The organism is Bifidobacterium scardovii JCM 12489 = DSM 13734, assembly GCF_001042635.1.
GTDB lineage: Bacteria > Actinomycetota > Actinomycetes > Actinomycetales > Bifidobacteriaceae > Bifidobacterium > Bifidobacterium scardovii.
In genome coordinates this window covers 2,365,808-2,383,697 of record NZ_AP012331.1, presented here as the reverse complement: position 1 = coordinate 2,383,697, position 17,890 = coordinate 2,365,808, and the positions used below count along the sequence as shown (strand labels likewise).

Below are 17,890 nucleotides of genomic sequence, written 5' to 3'. Positions count from 1 at the left end.
CGCGTCGATGCTTTTCGCAGATGTCCATGCACGCCAGCAGCGTGGTCGGCGCGCCCAACGGCCCGCAGACGCGACAGCGGGGCATATACGGGCGATGGTCAGTCATGCTCATCGGCCTTGCCGGAGTCGGTATGAGGGGCTTCGATCTCGCCGACGACCTCCGCATGGATCACGTCATCGCCAATGTCGTCGATGTCGAGCTGGGTTGCCGGGGCCGGCTGGTCCAGATCGAGTTCGGCGCGGGATCCGACGGGATTGCGCAGCAGCTTCGAGATCGCGGAACCGTATTTGACGACCTTCTGCGCCAGATCCTGTGCACGGGCCAGAATCACCGCGTCATTGCCGTACACCTGGTTCTTCCCGCCGAACAGCTTGTCCGACGCGGAAATGAAAACGGCCGCGGCATCCGTGATCCTCGACGCCTTCGGGATCAGATCCGCGAAATCCGCTCGCAGGTTCTCATCCTCGATCAACTGCTGCACCGTATACTCCGGCGTGTTCTTCCCACTCATGATTGCTCCTTTTCTGTCGGGTCCCATTGGGGGATCGAATGGATACTGATGTACAGGTGGGGCTCGTATTCGTGCCCCTGGTATGTGTATGGGTCGCCGCTTTTGCGTTTCCGCCAGCCGCGCGCACCCTGGACGATCCGATCCGGCACGCGCTTCTCCGCGAACACGGACACGATCTGCGAGTCATCCGCATAGGCGACGCCGTTCAACGCGTCCAACACGGTTTTGATCAGATTGTCGATGTCGGGCTTGCCGCGTTTCGACAGCCAGAATTTCACGTACACGCTCACCGGCCCATCGAACGGCGCCTCATCCGGATATTTGCGGCGGAACTCGGCGAAGATCCGCTCCTCCGCACGCTGCGTCTTCCGGGGCGTGATCGCATGCCCCCCGTAGACGCGGGGCCGGCCCTTGGCGACCGGATCACCCGGCAGGGTCAGGTGGAATTCGTCGATGCGCGTCACGAGTCCTCCTTCCAGAACAGGATCACCGCCATCCAGATGAACGGGATCGCGACCATCAGCACGGTCGACAACCCCATCACGAGCTGGTTGCCGGCGCCGATGTCGTGCGTGAACGAATAGGACGCGCACCACCCCTCCAACACGGGCAGGAGCAGCACCAGCAGGCTGCGCGTGACATTGGTTTTGCGCGGTTCGATCCTCACGTGCTGCGCCATCACTGGACCCCCTCGTTGACTCGTAGGGCGAACTCGAAGCGAAGCTGGCTCGCGCCGCCGAGCTGATACGACCGCACCGCATTGGGCGAGAGCAGGATGATGTCGTCCTGACGTGTGACATGCACGGCCTGGAACGCGATCACCGTGCGCGGTCCGGACAGGAACACGAAATCACCCGCCGACACGCAGTCCGCGTGATCGATCCGCCTGCCTTCACGGATCGCCCGATCCCACACGTTGGCGCTCATTGGTCCGCCTCCCCGTGCAGGTGACGGTCGACGACCAGTTGGGCCTGCCGCAACAGGGAGACCAGTCGGATCGTCAGATCCAACAGCTCATACTCCCCGTCCTCGAACGCGCTGTGTTCGATCGCATGCACGGCCTCATACGCGTCCAGAAGCGTGTCCCGGTATACTTGCCATGCGATGGGCAGATCGGCGATCATGGGCTCGACGGGAGCCGGTTTCGCCGTGGATGCGGGATGATCGTCCCCGGACAGGGCGCCGGTTACGCGGTCCAGGATGTCCTGGATCGAGTCCTCCTCGCCGATCGGGACGACGAGCGTTCCGATAAGCTTGATATTCTTGTCATCAGACACCATGATTTCCTTCCTTTCCATTTGGTTTGTGGTGTCGGCCGGCACGGGAACAGGCAATAGGCGATGCACCACTCCCATGCCGGCCATTTCTTTTTTCTCCCCGCCCATGACGAGTCAGACGGGGAAAATCTCATTGTTCGATGGATTTGATCCACCGGATCATCTCCTCGCGGCGCACCCGGCGCCGTCCCGGCCGCCCCTGCTTGTTCGGCGGACGAAACACGTCGATGTCACCCCGTCGAACCGCATGCAGCAGGCCCTCATAATCCAGGTTGAACACCTGCGCAGCCTGCGGCAGGGTCAACGCCTCACGCTCCCACAGGGGCACCGGATTACCGTCCGTACGAACCCCATCAACACTCACCGGCATCACATACCTCCCTTAAACCAGTACCGGTGCATGACCTGGCAGCGGGGGCATAGGGTTTTCGCAGCCCCCCCCCCCATTGCGGCTATCCCAGTAGATGGTGTGTTTGGGATCGTCCCTCATCCAGCAGCCGCACAGGGTCGGAGCCCCGCCGTGGCTCAGCATTTCCGAGATTCTGACGTAATGCCACAGCAGATTCCCGTCCCTGTCGTACTGGCGTGCCCGGGGGAGCGTGCGCTTCAGATCATCGAACAGTTCCGCATCGGCGACATCGGGAACAGTCTGACGCCGCGTCTTCGATTTCGTCGCAACAACCATCACGCACCCGCCTTCTGACTGAGCTCATCCCATGCTTGGTCAAACAAGGGTCGATCTTCTTCCGTGTGGGCGTAGACCTGAATGATGTGACCGTTCGGCAGTGTCAGATCGGCGCGTTGTGGGTCTTGACCGTTTCGTTCTCGGTATGCGGCCTTGAGTTTCTTGCCGAATGTGCTGCTCTTCGATCGCAGCTGCTTGGCGCTCAGATTCTTCTCCCGTAGATAGTCCTGTGTGTACAGGGGACGGGTCTTCGGGTCGAGTTCCGGTATTTCGCCCAGTTCTCTGGCGATGACGATACGGGTTTTCGCTTCGAGGAAATCCGGGTGGACGATGCCTTGCGAAGCCTTCAACAGCTCTACCTGCATCATCCGCTCATGGTGAGCCGCCTCAAGCAGATGCTGCGGACGCTGTACCTCGTATCTGCCGGTGCGTATTATGGTCGGGACTAGTTCGTGGTTCACCCAACGCTGGAAGCGGATAACCATGTTGCGCGTGGCCTCGTCCTTGATAGCACCGGGGCGGCGATTGTTCAAAGCGTGGCTCAGACCGGGCAGCGTGATGACGCTGGCTGTTTGTTTGCCTCCAAGGGTCTCCACAATGTGAGTACCCTTTTCGTCGTCGTCCAACCCGCGCAGCATGTTGAGCGCATCCCGATACCCGAGTTTCTTCGCGATGGGGCTTGCAACGAACACGGGCTCGTCGGTATCGCAGTCCAGTGCGGTGATTTCAGTGTCCTCGAAACGAAGGGTTTGCAATGCGTTGCTCATTTGAGACCACCGTCTTCCGCGTCCACGGTCTCTATCTGTTCGATGCTTTCGACGTTGTTGAACGGAACGATCGTCGTAAGAGCCGTATCGGAGGAAGACCCGTCGTTGTTGAGCCATTGGGCTTCGTAGAACGCGAATCCGACGCCGGGAAGAATGTCCACATCAGCCGCGAACAGTTGACGGTGCCCCTTGACCCCGGTCTTGGTCAGGGTTGCGACGCAGGGGAAGTCGTCGCTCCACCATGAGGGGAGGTCGAGGGTTTCGATTTCCTTGTTGTCGGTTAAACTGGTGTTGTTCATTTGAACCTTCTTTCATTTGACATTCGCCGCCGCTCCTATCGGCGGCATTTTCATTTCGTGGATAGAATCTGAATTATGAGCATCGAAGAGGCGTGCGCCATCGTCAGCGCGGCTTTCGGCTTCACCGGTTTCGTTCTTGGACTCGTGGCCATCCTGCAGACGCGCCATGCGAACAAGCTGTCGGAGACGGCGAACCGCCTGAACGAGGAAGCCGGACACATCGCCGAAACCGCCAACGTTCTCGCATCCCAGTCGAACCAGATAGGTCGCAGCGCGAATCAGATCGGCGAGGCTGCTCTTCGGATCAGCAAAGACAAGATGATCTACCGTTGGGGCGCGCAGTTCGATACCGATACGCTTACCGTCTGCCTCGCCAACGAATGCCCGTACAAAGCATGCGACGTGGACTTCTTCCTTATTCGCAACGAACACGAGTTCGTTGGACGCAGTGGTCCGAAAACTCTTGCCGGTCTCGAAAAGCTCCCGCTCCAATCGCAGCTCTTCCGCGACTATCTGGACGAATCCGCGGCTGAAATGCGCATGGCGGAGGAAGAGGGCATGTACGTCGACGACGAGGCCCGACCCGAATTCCTCGTCGACGTCTACGTGACGTGGACCAGCGAACTGGGAACCAAACAGACCATATGCTTTCAGGAGCGCTTCCGCGACGGCGACAGCATACCGGACATCCAAACAATCATCGGCAGATAGACCATCCATCCGATTACCTCCTTTGACATTCGCCGCCGCTGTGATCGACGGCATTTTCATTTCGTGGATAGAATCTGAGCCATGTGGAAATGGCTTGCGGACAACTGGATGGGACTGACGGCACTACTGCTGTCAGCTGACGCGGAACGACGCCTCTACCTCTCGACCGATTGGGAAGTGGAGAAGACGGACGGGGACGGGTGGATCCTGCGCAATGACGGCTGGCTTCCCGAACGCGGCATCCGGGTGACGCCGGTAGGCGGCGCGATCGTCGAATACCGTGGCGCCTCCAAGCTCAGGCGGCATGAGTCCGCCACGATCGTCGTTTCGATGGTCGAGTCATCACGGTCGAGAGACATTCGCGTATCCTCGCGAAGAATCCTGTTCCGGCATTCCCGGATCCTGTCTCTATAGATCCCGGCTCGACCGCCACCGGGCTGAGCCCCTGCAGGCAGAAAGCAATGTCCTCCATGTCGCAAGCCACGACACCCGAGTAGTGGACCAGGCATCGACCGTTATCCGACACGCGGACGATCATCGGATGCTCATCCAGACTTTTGACGCGATCCATGTCGATGCCGAGAACATGGATCAGCGCGTGGGCCCGCTTCTGGTCCGAACCGTCAAGTCGATAGGTTCTGATCATCACGCCACCATTTCTTGCTGGGATGCGATTCGACGTCCAAACCGGGCGCTTTCTAAGAGATCCTCGACTCCGATGTTGAGATAGTCGGCGATGCGGCTCATTTCGTCGGTGGTGAACGGTTTGTCCCCGCGAAGTCGGGCGTATACCCAGTCGCGCGACTTACCGAACAATCCAGTCAGATCGTTGCCTGTCTTGTTTTGTCTGGCCAGCTCCGCTTTTATCGCCCCGCTGACCGAGAGGGTAAGTGATTTATTGTTCATGCCTTACACTGTACGTAAATACGTATAGTCAGTCAAATCAATTACGTACATCGGCGTGTCGATACATACAAAAAGTTGTGTTTTGTACGCAAATAACGTAATCTTTTGGCTATGGGTAGAAAAGGAATGGATGAAGCTCAAGGCTTCTCGCTAGACGTGATTAATGAAGTTCGTCGCGCAATTGATGAATCCAATATCTCCGACTCGGAGATCATCGAAAAAGCAGAAATGTCTCGTGATTATTTCTATAAGCGCATGCGGGGTGAGAAGCCGTTCAACACCAACGACATCAGCAAAATAGCCGACGTGCTCGGAGTTGACGCTTTCCTCATCCTGCGTCGCGCCGCAACGAGCGGGAAGCGTATCCGGCCTCGCGACGGCGCCACCGTCCTCGACGCCGAGCAGGCTAGTACTGTTGTTCCGGCAACTCCCGATCTCCTGGCGACTGCGGCTGCGAGCATGCCTTTCGCGATGATGTCGTCCTCGGTGTCGTCGGAGCCGACCCGGATCGCGGCGCCCTCGTTGAAGTACTCGTCCAATGCGTCGGCGGCCTCGCACTGATAGGCTTCGATCTTCTCGCGAAGCTCCGGCTTGACTCGGCTCGGGGTGATGTTGGCGAGCCACATGGTCATCGTGCGACGGTCAATCATCGCCATCTGGTAGGCCTTGCCGTCGGATCCAGTCATTGTGTTTAACACAATGACTGCCCACTTGTAGGCTTTTAGCTTTGTGTATTGGCTTGCGTAGTCCACGCCGAGGTTTTCGCACATGCGCCTCAGAGACACGAACCAGTTACCGTTATTGGCTTTGATTGCGTCGATGGTGTCTTCGCGAAAAGGGACCTGAACCAAGGAATCGCTCATCGTTGGCAACCTCCTTTCTTTTTGCATTCCGCAACCGTTGTGTTGCGTTCTGCAAATCATTAAAAAGCAGGTTGCAAAATTTGTCAAGCAAAACGCAAAACACGGCGTGTTGCAAAAAAAACAAAAGTATTGCATAATGCAAAACATGAACATTCAGCAATGGTACGAAGAAACGGTAAGTGGCGACAGCCAGAACACAGTTGCCGACAATGCGGGCATCGTCCCGTCGTCCCTCTACAGGCAGTTACCGGACAGGTTGTCTCCACAGAACGTCGTAAAGATCGCCCGAGCTTACGGTGTATCGGTCATTGACGGACTAGTCGCGCTTGGACTGATTGACGACAGCGACCTGGAGAAGTCGGCATCATCGGACGCATTGCGCAATGCGACTGATGAGGAACTGTTGCACGAGCTCTCCATCCGCATGGCCAGCGGAGCCGAAAAACGCGACCCAAAGTGGGACGAGCCGATCACGCTCACCGAAGAAGACATGCAGGAGGCACGACAGCGCAACGAAGAAACCGCAGTGGCGGAAACTCTCCAGAAGCTGCACCGCGGCGACCTCGACCTCGCCGCGCACGAGGACGAGCACAAGTACGACGGTGACGGAGATGAGCCAGCGTAAGACCCAGTCGTCAAACATTCTTTGGCAACCTCGACCCACAAGCATTTCTTGTAAGTTCAAAACCATTGGAAACATTGACTTCCCATCATTTTGTACACCACTACAAAATGATGGGAGCAGAGAGATGAGGACAAATGGATAAAGAAGCCATCAAACGATACGCCAACGACCTCGACGCCATCGCCAACAATGAGGATGACGTGGAATTCTGGTACGCCAGAGACGTCATGGCATACATGAACTACTCGGAATGGCGAGCGTTTTCGAAAGCCATCTCCCGTGCAAGGAATGCATGCGAAAATTCCGGCATTCCGATTGAGGCTCACTTCCGCGATGTCAAGAGAAACGTCGAACTAGGCAAGGGCGCGACTCGCTCCATTGATGATGTAAAGCTCACCCGCTACGCCTGCTACCTCATCGCTCAGAACGGCGACCCGAAGAAGGAAGAGGTCGCTCTTCTTCAAAGCTATTTCGCGGTGCAGACACGCACCGCCGAACTCCTCGAACAGCGTATGGGCGAAATCATTCGGCTCGCAGGACGCCAAGCGCTCACCGCCGAGGAGAAAATGCTGTCGAAGAACATCTACGAGCGCAGCAACCGTCGCGACGGATTCGCGATCGTTCGCTCCAGGGGCGACGAGGCCCTGTTCAACCATTCCACCAAGGACATGAAACAGCGGCTCGGGGTGCCGGAAAGAAAACCGTTGGCGGACCGGCTTCACCCGATCAACGTGACGGCCAAGCAGCTCGCCGCGCAGATGACCAACTACGGCATCGAGGAACAGGACCTCCACGGTCTCGGCAGCCTCGTGCAAGAGCATGTCGAGAACAACCAGAGCGTCCGCGCCGCCCTGGTCAACCGAGGCATCAAACCGGAGGATCTTCCTGCGGTCGAGGACATCAAGAACGTCGAGAAGCGTGCCAAGCACGATGAGAAACGCATTGAGGGCACCGGATTCAAGGAAGAGTAAGTGGGGCAATTCGATGATGCTGCCGTTGTCGCCGCGCATGAGCTACGGGCAGATGCGCATGGCATTGTACGATGTCGCGCCCGAACTGACCGTCAGCAGCGCTTTGCTGCCCGGCAACATGGACGGCCTCTACTGCCGGGAAACGAACACGATCCTCATCGACCGGCGCGTCACCTACACGCGCAAACGCTGCATCCTCGTCCACGAGCTCATCCACTGGGAATACGGCGACGACACCACCAACGGGTGCGCGGGCGGCAGGCTCGAACGCCGCTGCCGCAAGGAAACCGCCCTCCTGCTCGTCGACCCCATCGAATACGCGACGGCCGAACAAGTCTACGAAGGCAACCCCTACCGGATCGCCAGCGAACTCGACGTCACCCTTGACGTCATCAACGACTACCGGCAACTACTCCACGACAGGACGGTGGTATAACGAAAGGGGAGAGGAAGGAAGAAGGAAGATCATGACTGACGGAAACAACCAGATGCCAACAACCCCCATGCCGGAATACGGTCAAATGATGCCGGAACAGCCGACAACACAGGGACAGCAGTTCACCCCACCCTCGCAAGACCGCAAGACGATAGCCGTCTGGCTGCCCATCGTCACGGCGATCGCGGGACTGATCATCGGCCTGGGCATGGGATACCCCGTCGGACGACAGTCCGAAGCCCTCGACACGGCCAAAGCCGCAGCACAGGCCCGGCAGCAGACCGTCGAAAAATACGAGAAACTCACGAAGAAACTCACGAAGGTGGTCTCCGACTGCCAGCCGACGGACGCATGGTCGCAAACGGCCGACAATCTCACGTCCCACTCCGACGGAAGCCTCACCCTCGTGTCCGAGAAATACTCGCTGAACACCACGCTCGAATGCGTGGAACAGGCGCTCGACATGCCATCGAGCCTCACCAGCCAAATCGGGATGACCAACGCATACAACGGCGTGCAAAAAGAGAACTTCGACGAATACACCGTGACGTGGAGCTACAACGGATCCAAGGGACTGAATCTCACCGTCGCCCCGACAATGGAGAATCCGAAACAGGAATAACAAAAAAAACGATGAGAGCGGTAATCCCGAGGGGGATTACCGCTCTTTTTCATGCCGCCTCCTCGACGACCCGCGCGTCGTCGAGGAGGCGGCATGCAGGTCGGGAATGGCCTTGTCCATTGCCTTGGACAGGGCTTTTGGCGACCAGTGAGTGTATCCGGCGGTCACCTCGATGCTGGTGTGCCCGAAGATCGCCTTGCGTTCGTCCTCGCTTGCCCCGGCCTCGGCCACGCGGGTCGCCGCCCAGTGCCGCGCACTGTGGATCTTGACATAGGGCAGGCCGGCGTCCTCCAATGCGCGCTTCCACCGGTACCGCTCCGTCTCCCTGGTGACCGGACGGCCGAACCGGTTGCGAAACACCAGTTCGCGCATGCCGATGCCCCGTCGGCGGATCCAATCCCACAATCGCTCCCATAGACTCTCGCTGACGGGAACGAACCGATACCCTTTCATGGTCTTCGGGGCCACGAGCCACACGCTGCCCCACACGTGCGTCGCCGTCATCCACGACGGGATCATCGGCTTTCCCACATACCGCTGCAACTGCTGCTGCACGAAGATGCCCGGCACCCCGTCCCGACGTTCCAGCTCATACGGCATGAGCGCGTACCGTTCGCCCTCGCGCATGCCGGTCGAGAACGCCAGTTCGAACAGCAATGCCCACATGACGCGCGCGTCCTCGTCCTCGACGACGCGCCTGGCGTCCTCGTCCTCCCGTGGCAGGGTGGAGATGGTCTCGATGAGTTTTTTCGGCTGGTCCTCGCCCAGGATGCGCATCGGCATGCTGGACCATCTTGGGGCCCGCATCATCCTGCAGGGGTTGGCCCTGATCAGCTCCTCGCGCACCGCATCGTCCAACACCTGCTGCAGTAGTCCGTAGTAGTCGTGCACCGTCCGCGAACTGTGGTTCTCGGACAGTCGCGTGACGAGCAGTCGCATGTGGTCCGCCCGGAGGTCGTTGAGTCGCACGGATCCGATGACCGAGCAGACGGTCTTAAGGTGGCTGGTGGAGTTCGTCCAGCTGTTAGGGCGCACGCGCAGCCGGTAGGCTTCCAGCCAACGGTCGCAATAGTCGCGCAGGTAGGGGGACCGGCCGGTGTCGAGCAGGCCGGTCCGTTCGTATCTTTCGATTTTTTTGTCGAATCGTGCGCGTGCGTCGCCCTTGACCTTGCCGGTCGCCTCGATGATTCGGCGTTTGCCGGTGGTGGGGTCCGGGCCGACGTCGCGGCGGAAGTGCCAGACGCCGCGTGCGTCCTGGAACACGCCGCCCGCGCCCTTCGTGCGTCTCCTCGATGTGCTGTTTTTCGTTGCAGCCATTGCCGTCCCTCCCTGTCGAAAGTCCACTCTATTTCGCACTCTATGCGGGCGTACAACGCGGCAAAACGGCGGAATTCCAACGGTGCGAAAATGCGCGAAACACGCCGTTTTCACTCCGCCGGAGGAGCCCGATTTCCTTGGAATTCCAACGGTTTCACGACTGTTAAACCAGTCTGTTTCCCAAGTGCCCGTAATAGGTTTTCCGTATAGCGGAGCGGCCGCGTGGCCGGCGCGCATCCGATATGCTTGGGCGCATGACAACACCGCGCATCAGTTACGCCCATCTGCTGGCCAAGCCGAATCCCAAGCACGTCGAAAGCCTGCTCAGGTTCTTCGAGAACGGGCGTTCGCAACGCGGCACCGGTGGGTTCGGCGTGGAGATCGAGCATCTTCCGGTGCACAACAGCGACGACACCGCCGTGACGTATTACGAGCCCAACGGCATCGAAGCGCTGCTCAAGCGCCTCGCCCCGTACTACGACGAGGAGAAGGAGTACTGGGAGAACGGGCATCTGGTGGGCCTCGGCCGCCCGGGTGTCGCCGTGTCGCTGGAGCCGGGCGGGCAGGTGGAGACCTCCATCGGCATCCTTAACAAGCCGTCCGACCTGAACACGCTGTATTCGAAATTCCGCCGCGAACTCGATCCGATTCTCGACGACCTCGATTTCCGTCTGGTCAACTACGGGTATCAGCCCAAGTCCAGCTTCGCCGATGTGCCGGTCAACCCCAAGGACCGCTACGATGCGATGACCGACTACCTCGGCCGCGTCGGCCAGTTCGGTCCCTGCATGATGCGCTGCTCCGCCTCCACCCAGGTCAGCATCGACTACGTGGACGAGCGCGACGCCATCGACAAGATGCGCCTCGGCACCGTCATCGGCCCGATCCTGGCGTACTTCTTCCGCAACACCCCGTATTTCGAAGGGGAGACGAACCCGTGGCCGCTGCTGCGCCAGCGCATGTGGGACTATCTCGACTTCCAGCGCACCAACGTGCTGCCGGGCCTGTTCGACCCGCGCTACGGTTGGGAGGATTACGCGATCGACGTGCTGTCCACGCCGCTCATGTTCGCCGATCTGACGCACACGCCCGAGGTCGTGGCCTCCGGGGCGAGCCCCAAGGAACTGCACCGCGCGGCCTTCCGCGAGAACGCGGGGGAGGTGTACCCGGACCGCGAGCTCAACCCGTACGAGATCAATCACATCATCTCCACGCACTTCAACGACGTGCGCCTGAAGAACTTCATCGAGCTGCGCCACTGGGACTCCCTGCCCATCGAGCGCGCCGAACGCCTGACCGAAATCGTCTCCTCCCTGTTCTACGTGCCCGAGCACCGCGACCGTCTGGAGAGCTACTTCGACGGCATCAGCGAGGAGGAGGTGCTCGAGGCCAAGGCCAATCTGCAGGCGCATGGCCGAGAGTCCACGCCGTACGGCCAGCCGCTCGACTTCTGGAAGGAGTTCCTGGGGCTCGAGGGGTTGCTGTCCGACGTCCCCGGCGACCCGAAGCATCCCGACGTGTTCCAGGAGTAATCTGCGGCAGACAGGAAGGTTTGGGCGGCAGGGCGTTTCCCGTCTTGCCGCCCATGCGTGTTTCCGTTCAAGGAGCGAAGCGTGGATACGGATACCGATGTAACGGTCGAGGAGCGGGCCGGCGCATTGACGGACCTGGAACCGGCGGAGCCCGATGTGCCGGATTTCTTCGGCGGCGACGGCCCCAGCTCATGCGACTGGGAGGACGGCTGGTGCTCCGAGCTGGCCGATCACTACATTCTGGAGTACTGCAGCTACCCGGACTGCAAGGACGATCACGCGTCACGGTACTGTCTGCGGCACTACGTCATCAACCTTGGTCTCAAGCTCGACCATCTCAGGGACTGCCCCGGCATGATCGAGGCGCGGACGCCCGACGAGGTGCGCCGGGTGGCGTTCGAACACGTTCCCGGTTTCGGCGCGATCTGCCGCGATCCCGATGGCCGGGCCGTGGGCGCGGCGTCGGCGGATGCTGCGGCACCGGCATCGGGGAGCGACGGGCCGCAGCCGACCGACGAGCAGCTCGACGGCGAGATCGGACGCCTGCAGGAACAGACGCATTTCTATGGGGGCGCCTACGACGAGCTGCGCATGAGCGAGGCCACGACGATCGACGATCTGCGGGCATGGCTTGACGGTTTGGAGCTGAATCACTGCGTATGGTCGGTCTGGTATTTCAGCTGGGCCGATGACGCCGCGATGTGGCTGCAGGAAACCCGATACGATACGTCGTGGGAGAAGCCGTACAGCACGCGCCACTACGATCCGGTCGCCAACGAGGTGGAGTGGACCGCCTACGATGAGGCATCGATCGAACGCCGCAATCTGATCTTCCCCAAGCTCGTCACCGAGCAGGACCCCGACAGCGGCAAGCTGCGATACTGGTACACCTGCGATTCGCTGCGCGCCAAGGAGATGCTCGAATCCGGGCAGCTCACCGATGACGCGTCCCAGTCGGTCCCCGGCACCTTCGCGATCGTCGAGGCCCGCACCAACACGGTGCTGCCGGTCACCTCCGGGTCGTGGATCCAATGGAAGGCCCTGTACGACGGCGACCAGAACCAGCTGACCGCACGCGACGCGGCGAGTTTCCGCCGGCTTATGGCCCCTTACCTCGACTACTACGACGAGAGCAAACCGCTCGACCGCGCCAAGGCGAAGGCCAAGGCGGCCGATATCGAACGCCGGCTCAATCTGGCCATTCGCGACGGCGTCAAGCCGGAGTGACCGCCAATGGCCGGCGGCAGTCATGGCCGGCGTTATGCATTGCCGTCGCCGCCCCGGCCGGGCACCGGGCCCGGGACGCTGCTTGCGCTGCGTCGTATACGCGCACGCATGCGCGATCCCGCCGTGCCGGCATTCTTCGTCGTCTCACCATGTGACGTCTCGCTGTGTGACGCCACACGGCGCAACGGTTCACTGCGCGACGGCATAGCGGGTGTTGCGGGCGGCGCCGGTTGACACGATGCTGCCCTCATGCTCGAGTTTGCGCAATACGTAGGCGGCTCGGTTCTTGTTGATGCCGAGCCGCTGCTGGATTTCCAACCGGGAGATGCCGGACCCCGATCGTGCGATGAGCTCCAGGGTGAGCTCCTCCAGTGTGCTGGAAGGATGATCCTCGATTGGGTCGGCGCCGCCGTTCACGGCGGTGCCGGTTGTGCCGGCTGCCGGCACCAGGACAAGCGTGCCGGCGCCTTCGCCGGTTGGATAGCCGGAGAGGACGGCGGTCTGCGTTTCCCCGCTCGTGCGAATGACGGGCCCCGCGGGGAAGGGATTCCTCGCGGTGAACCAGCTGCCGGTACCCGGTGCGGGGCGGCTGCCCGGTGCCCCGCGGTCTCCGCCGTCGTGGTCGAGGTGCGGCAGCGTTATCGTGAATGCTCCGGGCGTGACCCGGATGGCCGGGGCGGTGCTGTTGCCCGCATACTCCTCCATGATCTTGGGAATGCCGCTGCCATAGCTTTCGATGAGTCTCAGCCGGTACAAGGTGTTCGCCAGAACCGCGTTCCGGGGCTGCGAGATGCCGTTGGTAAGATCCATCAGGGTCAGGCCTTTGACCAGTCCTCCCAGCGACGTGAAATCGATGCGGTCGGAGAAAATACTGACGAGCGTCGGCCCCGAACAGTCATAATCCCTATGGGCCACGGCGTTGATGAGCGCCTCTCTGAGAGCGGGCTCGGGGTAGGCGCATGAGTCGTTCCGGTACAGGCCGACGACATCGGAGCGCATCGGATTGTTGAGTTCCAGGTAGCGGCACGCCTCGTCCAATTGCTGCAATATGGAACCGCGGAATTCCTGGCGCGCGAGGAACCGCGACTTGGAGCCGTCCTGATAGACCGCGCATTTGACGCTGTGCTGGCACTGATCGGAGATGAGCAGCGCCGCGTTGGTATACAGCCCATCCGGATTGATCAGCCCCAGCGAACGCTGCTGCGATTCGCCCCAAGGCAGCTGTTGCCGGCGGAATATCCTGGCTGTGTACTCGAATGTCAGATCCTGATTGATGCTTGTGGCGGCGTCGAATGCGGTTCTGTCGTCGTCTCGAATCATCTGACGGATTCGTTCCTCGCCTGCGGGAACCGCGGACACGCCGTGCCGGATGAAGACGCCGGTCGGCTTAAGCCCTTTGGACGCCAGATAATAGGGGCGGTGGACGCCTCTGAGCACGGTGACGTGGACGACGCTGTGCATGATGCCGCTCTCGTCTTCCAGCTGCTCGTGTTCGATGGTGGTGTACGCCGTCAGATCGGGCTTTACGGCGTTGCGGATCATATCGCCGACGCCGCCCATGACGGAGTCCGGATCCGCGACGCCCACGGGAATCCCCTCGTCGTCGACACCGATGTACAGATCGCCTCCGTCGGTATTGGCGAAGGCGATGATTTCACGTTTCACCGCGTCGACAAGCTGTCTTTTGAACTCTACTGTGGCGCTTTCCCGTAAACGGACCATGGCGTTTCCTTACCCGTATCATCATCGATGAATTCATCGTAGATCATCGATGGGACTTTGCCGCGATGCGATGGCGCGCGGGCGGCGCCGGTCCGATAGACTGGCGGGTATGGCATCCGAAATCCCGTCGCAGCGCAAACGCATCCGCAAGGCTCCCGAGGAGCGCCGGCGCGAGATCCTCGATGCGGCGGTCCGCCTGATCTCCGAACGCGGGTACAACGGCATCTCGATACAGGACGTGGCCGACGCGGTCGGCGTCACCAAGCAGGGGGTGCTGCGCTACATCGGCAGCAAGGACAATCTGCTCGCCATGGTGTATCTCGAGAACTACAACGTCACCGGTAACGTCGACGACTTCATGGCGTCGGGGTTGCCGGGCGGCGACCCGGGCGATCTGCGGCTGCCCGCGTATCTGCGCTTTCTGGTGCGCCATAATTCGCGCCGGCGCATGATGGTGCAGCTGTTCTCCGTGCTGCAGGTCGAATCGTTCAATCCCAGCCATCCGCTGCACGACGAGTTTGCGAACCGCCAGGAATCGATATGGCGGTACTATTCCGGATTCGATTGGCTGATCCCTCCGGAATTCGCCTCCTTCGAGGAGGTGCGGCCGACGGTGCGCCGGGCGCTGGCGATCATGGACGGCGTGCAGCTGCGCTGGCTGCGCGACCCGCCGATCGACCTGTACGACGAGTGGTGCGAGCTCGAGTCGATGATCTTCCCCTCGCCGGTCTGGGACGGGTATCGCTGACCGAGCCTCGTCGCGTTCCGTGCCGGGGTCGTGCCGGCCGTCGACGTGTGTCGCTCTGCCGGCCATGCTAAACTACCAATTGGTAATTAAAGGTTGACCATTCGATTTCATCGAAGAAAGCGAAACGATATGAGCGACATCGCCGGCACCGACGCGACCCTGCCCTACAAGAATCCTGCCCTGCCCGCCGACGAGCGCATCGCCGACTTGCTGTCCCGCATGACCCTCGAGGAGAAGGTCGGCCAGATGATGCAGCTCGACGCGCGCAGCGGCGGCCTCGAGGATCTCATCGTCGGCAAGCATGTCGGCTCGATCCTGCACACCAGCCCGTCCGACCTGCCGAAGGCCGTGAAGCTGGTCAACGAGCGGACGCGCCTGGGCATTCCGCTGGTCATCGGCGACGATTGCATCCACGGCTACTCCTTCTGGCCCGGCGCCACGATCTTCCCCTCCCAGCTCGGCATGGCCGTCAGCTGGGACGCCGCCAAGGTCGAGGCCGCCGGCCGCGCCACCGCCGAGGAGGTCTCCTGCACCGGCGTGCACTGGACCTTCTCCCCGGTGCTGTGCATCGCGCGCGACACCCGCTGGGGGCGCGTGGACGAGACCTTCGGCGAGGACCCGGTGCTGATCGGCGAACTCGCCTCGGCCATCGTGCGCGGCTACCAGGGCGGGGCGAAGGCCGGCGAGGCCCTGCCCAAGGACGCGATCCTCGCCTGCGCCAAGCACTTCGCCGGCTACTCCGAAACCCAGGGCGGCCGCGACGCCTCCGAAGCCGACCTGAGCCACCGCAAGCTCGAATCCTGGTTCCTGCCGCCGTTCGAACGCGTGGCCAGGGAGGGCTGCGGCACGTTCATGCTCGGCTACGAGTCCATCGACGGCGTGCCGGTCACCTTCAACAGATGGCTGCTGACCGACAAGCTGCGCGGGGCGTGGCAATACGGCGGCATGCTCATCACCGACTGGGACAACGTCGGCCGTTCCGTCTGGGAGCAGAAGGTCAAGCCCGACTATGCGCACGCGGCCGCCGACGCGGTCAAGGCCGGCAACGACCTGATCATGACCACGCCGCAGTTCTACGACGGCGCGATCGAGGCGGTGAAGACCGGCATGCTCGACGAGAAGCTGATCGATGAGGCCGTGGCGCGCATCCTCGCCGTCAAGTTCCGCCTCGGCCTGTTCGAGGACCCTCGCCTGCCGGACGCCGAGCGCATCAAGGCGGTCATCGGATCTGACGGGCACCAGAGGCTCAATCTGGAGATCGCCCGCGAATCCGTGGCCCTGCTGCGCAACGACGGAGGCCTGCCGTTCGCCGCGGGCAAGGCCAAGCGCATCGCCGTGGTCGGCCCGCTCGCCGACGACGCCCAGAACCAGCTCGGCGATTGGGCCGGTAACTCCGGGCAGGTCAACTGGATGCCCGACGGGCAGCCCCGGGGCATGATCGCCACCGTGCTCGACGGCATCCGCGAACTCGCCGGCTCGGATTGCGACGTCACGTACTCGCGAGGGGCGAACGTCATCGACCTCGTGCCCGATCCGGAAGGCGAGTTCTACCCCGACGGCCAGCCCCGACCGAAGATCGGCGTGTCCGCGGCGGTCGACCAGGCCCTGATCGACGAGGCCGTGGCCAGCGCCCGCCGGTCCGACCTCATCGTCGCCGTGGTCGGCGATGTGGTCCAGCTCGTCGGCGAAACCTGCTCCACCGCCACGCTCGAACTGCTCGGCGGACAGAACGCGTTGCTCGATGCGCTCGCCGCCGTGGCCAAGGAAACCGGCAAGCCGATGGTCACCGTGCTCATCAGCTCCAAGCCGCAGATCCTGCCCGCCTCCATCGTGGGCGATTCCGGCGTGCTCGCCAAGCGCGCGGGCGACCCGGCAACCGGCACCGGCTCCATCCTGTGGGCCGCGAACCCCGGCATGCAGGGCGGCCGGGCCATCGCCGAGATCATTCTCGGCGTCACCAACCCGTCCGGCCGACTGCCGATCACCTTCCCGCGCCACGCCGGCCAGCTGCCGGTCTACTACAACCAGATCCGCGGCCAGCACGGCGACCGGTACGCCGACCTCACCCAGGATCCGGCCTTCGCGTTTGGCGAGGGCCTGGGCTACACGACGTTCGCATACGGCGAGCCGACGATCGTGGGCGGCGCATCGAACGCCGACGGCACCTTCGCCAAGACCGATACCGTGCACGCCGAAATCGCGCTCGCCAACACCGGCGACCGTGCCGGCGTGGAGGTCGTGCAGGCCTACATCGGCGACGTCGTGACCTCCTACAGCTGGACCGACCGCGAGCTCAAGGCCTTCCGGCGCGTGGCGCTGGAACCGGGGCAGAGCACGACCGTCGCCTTCGACATTCCGGTCGCCGACTGCACCATCGTCGATCCGGACGCCAACCGCATCGTCGAACCCGGCGAATTCGAGCTGCTCATCGGCCATTCGTCGCGCAGCGAGGACCTGAAGCGCGCCACCTTCACCGTGGCGTAGCCGGGTTTTCGGGCCTGCCGGCCATCAGTTAGGCAGATCGTTCGCCTCGTAGGCAGGCGCCTGCTCCCGACCGTCCTTGGAAACCAGCGATATCAAAGCGTCCTGTTGCCGGCCACCTGCCTACGAGGCGAACGATCTGCCTAACAAGCAAGGATTCAGTCGGTGGCGGTGATGTGCTCGACGTCC

Annotated in this window: 22 protein-coding genes; 9 read left to right on the top strand and 13 right to left on the bottom strand. The window is 61.7% G+C overall.

Annotation, left to right across the window (positions count from 1 at the left end; all coding sequences use genetic code 11):
• Window positions 1–98: 98 nt before the first annotated feature.
• The 8 genes from BBSC_RS12890 to BBSC_RS09755 form a co-directional block, all read right to left on the bottom strand.
• Window positions 99–512, bottom strand: coding sequence for a hypothetical protein (locus tag BBSC_RS12890; RefSeq protein ID WP_051923174.1), 414 nt, complete (start codon window positions 510–512; stop codon window positions 99–101).
• Window positions 509–976: a RusA family crossover junction endodeoxyribonuclease gene (locus BBSC_RS09790; protein ID WP_033519138.1), complete on the bottom strand. Its 468-nt coding sequence runs from the start codon at window positions 974–976 to the stop codon at window positions 509–511. The genes BBSC_RS12890 and BBSC_RS09790 overlap by 4 nt, the downstream gene beginning before the upstream one ends.
• The gene (locus tag BBSC_RS09785; RefSeq protein WP_033519137.1) at window positions 973–1,191 is read right to left on the bottom strand and encodes a hypothetical protein; all 219 of its coding nucleotides are present in this window, start codon (window positions 1,189–1,191) and stop codon (window positions 973–975) included. Before BBSC_RS09785 ends, BBSC_RS09790 begins: the two co-directional genes overlap by 4 nt.
• A complete protein-coding gene (locus tag BBSC_RS09780; RefSeq protein ID WP_033519136.1) occupies window positions 1,191–1,439 on the bottom strand; it encodes a hypothetical protein in 249 nt (82 codons plus the stop codon). The genes BBSC_RS09785 and BBSC_RS09780 overlap by 1 nt, the downstream gene beginning before the upstream one ends.
• On the bottom strand, window positions 1,436–1,792 hold the full coding sequence (locus BBSC_RS09775; RefSeq protein ID WP_144414464.1) for a hypothetical protein: 357 nt from the start codon (window positions 1,790–1,792) through the stop codon (window positions 1,436–1,438). The genes BBSC_RS09780 and BBSC_RS09775 overlap by 4 nt, the downstream gene beginning before the upstream one ends.
• Before the next feature lie 127 nt (window positions 1,793–1,919).
• Window positions 1,920–2,159 (bottom strand): hypothetical protein, encoded by a 240-nt coding sequence (locus BBSC_RS09770; RefSeq protein ID WP_033519134.1) that lies wholly within the window; start codon window positions 2,157–2,159, stop codon window positions 1,920–1,922.
• 314 nt (window positions 2,160–2,473) lie between these two features.
• Window positions 2,474–3,241: a BRO-N domain-containing protein gene (locus tag BBSC_RS09760; protein ID WP_033519133.1), complete on the bottom strand. Its 768-nt coding sequence runs from the start codon at window positions 3,239–3,241 to the stop codon at window positions 2,474–2,476.
• Window positions 3,238–3,540, bottom strand: a complete 303-nt coding sequence (locus tag BBSC_RS09755) for a hypothetical protein (protein ID WP_033519132.1) — start codon at window positions 3,538–3,540, stop codon at window positions 3,238–3,240. Before BBSC_RS09755 ends, BBSC_RS09760 begins: the two co-directional genes overlap by 4 nt.
• Before the next feature lie 75 nt (window positions 3,541–3,615).
• Here BBSC_RS09755 and BBSC_RS09750 point away from each other — a divergent pair, with 75 nt between their 5' ends.
• Window positions 3,616–4,251, top strand: coding sequence for a hypothetical protein (locus BBSC_RS09750; RefSeq protein ID WP_033519131.1), 636 nt, complete (start codon window positions 3,616–3,618; stop codon window positions 4,249–4,251).
• A 295-nt stretch (window positions 4,252–4,546) separates the two neighbouring features.
• On the opposite strand, the gene BBSC_RS13765 is transcribed toward BBSC_RS09750, so the two are convergent.
• The 3 genes from BBSC_RS13765 to BBSC_RS13405 all read right to left on the bottom strand — a co-directional run bounded on the left by BBSC_RS13765 (window position 4,547) and on the right by BBSC_RS13405 (window position 6,020).
• On the bottom strand, window positions 4,547–4,897 hold the full coding sequence (locus tag BBSC_RS13765; protein ID WP_144414463.1) for a hypothetical protein: 351 nt from the start codon (window positions 4,895–4,897) through the stop codon (window positions 4,547–4,549).
• Window positions 4,897–5,157: a hypothetical protein gene (locus BBSC_RS13760; RefSeq protein WP_034535433.1), complete on the bottom strand. Its 261-nt coding sequence runs from the start codon at window positions 5,155–5,157 to the stop codon at window positions 4,897–4,899. Before BBSC_RS13760 ends, BBSC_RS13765 begins: the two co-directional genes overlap by 1 nt.
• Before the next feature lie 245 nt (window positions 5,158–5,402).
• On the bottom strand, window positions 5,403–6,020 hold the full coding sequence (locus BBSC_RS13405; RefSeq protein ID WP_081892908.1) for a phage antirepressor N-terminal domain-containing protein: 618 nt from the start codon (window positions 6,018–6,020) through the stop codon (window positions 5,403–5,405).
• 145 nt (window positions 6,021–6,165) lie between these two features.
• Here BBSC_RS13405 and BBSC_RS09735 point away from each other — a divergent pair, with 145 nt between their 5' ends.
• The 4 genes from BBSC_RS09735 (at window position 6,166) to BBSC_RS09720 (ending at window position 8,674) form a co-directional block, all read left to right on the top strand.
• Window positions 6,166–6,645 carry a hypothetical protein gene (locus BBSC_RS09735; RefSeq protein ID WP_034535434.1) on the top strand — a complete coding sequence of 160 codons (480 nt, stop codon included), beginning with the start codon at window positions 6,166–6,168 and terminating at the stop codon, window positions 6,643–6,645.
• Between the two features lie 134 nt (window positions 6,646–6,779).
• Window positions 6,780–7,616, top strand: coding sequence for a DNA damage-inducible protein D (gene dinD, locus BBSC_RS09730; RefSeq protein ID WP_033519128.1), 837 nt, complete (start codon window positions 6,780–6,782; stop codon window positions 7,614–7,616).
• A gap of 13 nt (window positions 7,617–7,629) precedes the next feature.
• Window positions 7,630–8,052 (top strand): hypothetical protein, encoded by a 423-nt coding sequence (locus BBSC_RS09725; protein ID WP_231648967.1) that lies wholly within the window; start codon window positions 7,630–7,632, stop codon window positions 8,050–8,052.
• Between the two features lie 31 nt (window positions 8,053–8,083).
• Window positions 8,084–8,674, top strand: a complete 591-nt coding sequence (locus tag BBSC_RS09720) for a hypothetical protein (RefSeq protein WP_144414462.1) — start codon at window positions 8,084–8,086, stop codon at window positions 8,672–8,674.
• A gap of 36 nt (window positions 8,675–8,710) precedes the next feature.
• Here BBSC_RS09720 and BBSC_RS09715 read toward each other — a convergent pair whose 3' ends face one another.
• Window positions 8,711–9,991 carry a tyrosine-type recombinase/integrase gene (locus BBSC_RS09715; RefSeq protein WP_046726008.1) on the bottom strand — a complete coding sequence of 427 codons (1,281 nt, stop codon included), beginning with the start codon at window positions 9,989–9,991 and terminating at the stop codon, window positions 8,711–8,713.
• Between the two features lie 254 nt (window positions 9,992–10,245).
• Between BBSC_RS09715 and BBSC_RS09710 the strand changes: the two genes are divergently transcribed.
• Window positions 10,246–11,523 (top strand): glutamate-cysteine ligase family protein, encoded by a 1,278-nt coding sequence (locus BBSC_RS09710; RefSeq protein ID WP_033519165.1) that lies wholly within the window; start codon window positions 10,246–10,248, stop codon window positions 11,521–11,523.
• 81 nt (window positions 11,524–11,604) lie between these two features.
• Window positions 11,605–12,750: a hypothetical protein gene (locus tag BBSC_RS09705; protein WP_033519126.1), complete on the top strand. Its 1,146-nt coding sequence runs from the start codon at window positions 11,605–11,607 to the stop codon at window positions 12,748–12,750.
• Between the two features lie 189 nt (window positions 12,751–12,939).
• Here the strand turns inward: BBSC_RS09705 and BBSC_RS09700 are convergent, their stop codons facing one another.
• Window positions 12,940–14,472, bottom strand: a complete 1,533-nt coding sequence (locus BBSC_RS09700; RefSeq protein ID WP_081892909.1) for an ATP-binding protein — start codon at window positions 14,470–14,472, stop codon at window positions 12,940–12,942.
• Between the two features lie 109 nt (window positions 14,473–14,581).
• Between BBSC_RS09700 and BBSC_RS09695 the strand changes: the two genes are divergently transcribed.
• Window positions 14,582–15,220: a TetR/AcrR family transcriptional regulator gene (locus BBSC_RS09695; protein WP_033519125.1), complete on the top strand. Its 639-nt coding sequence runs from the start codon at window positions 14,582–14,584 to the stop codon at window positions 15,218–15,220.
• A 129-nt stretch (window positions 15,221–15,349) separates the two neighbouring features.
• On the top strand, window positions 15,350–17,704 hold the full coding sequence (locus tag BBSC_RS09690; protein ID WP_033519124.1) for a glycoside hydrolase family 3 N-terminal domain-containing protein: 2,355 nt from the start codon (window positions 15,350–15,352) through the stop codon (window positions 17,702–17,704).
• Window positions 17,705–17,890: the final 186 nt, after the last annotated feature.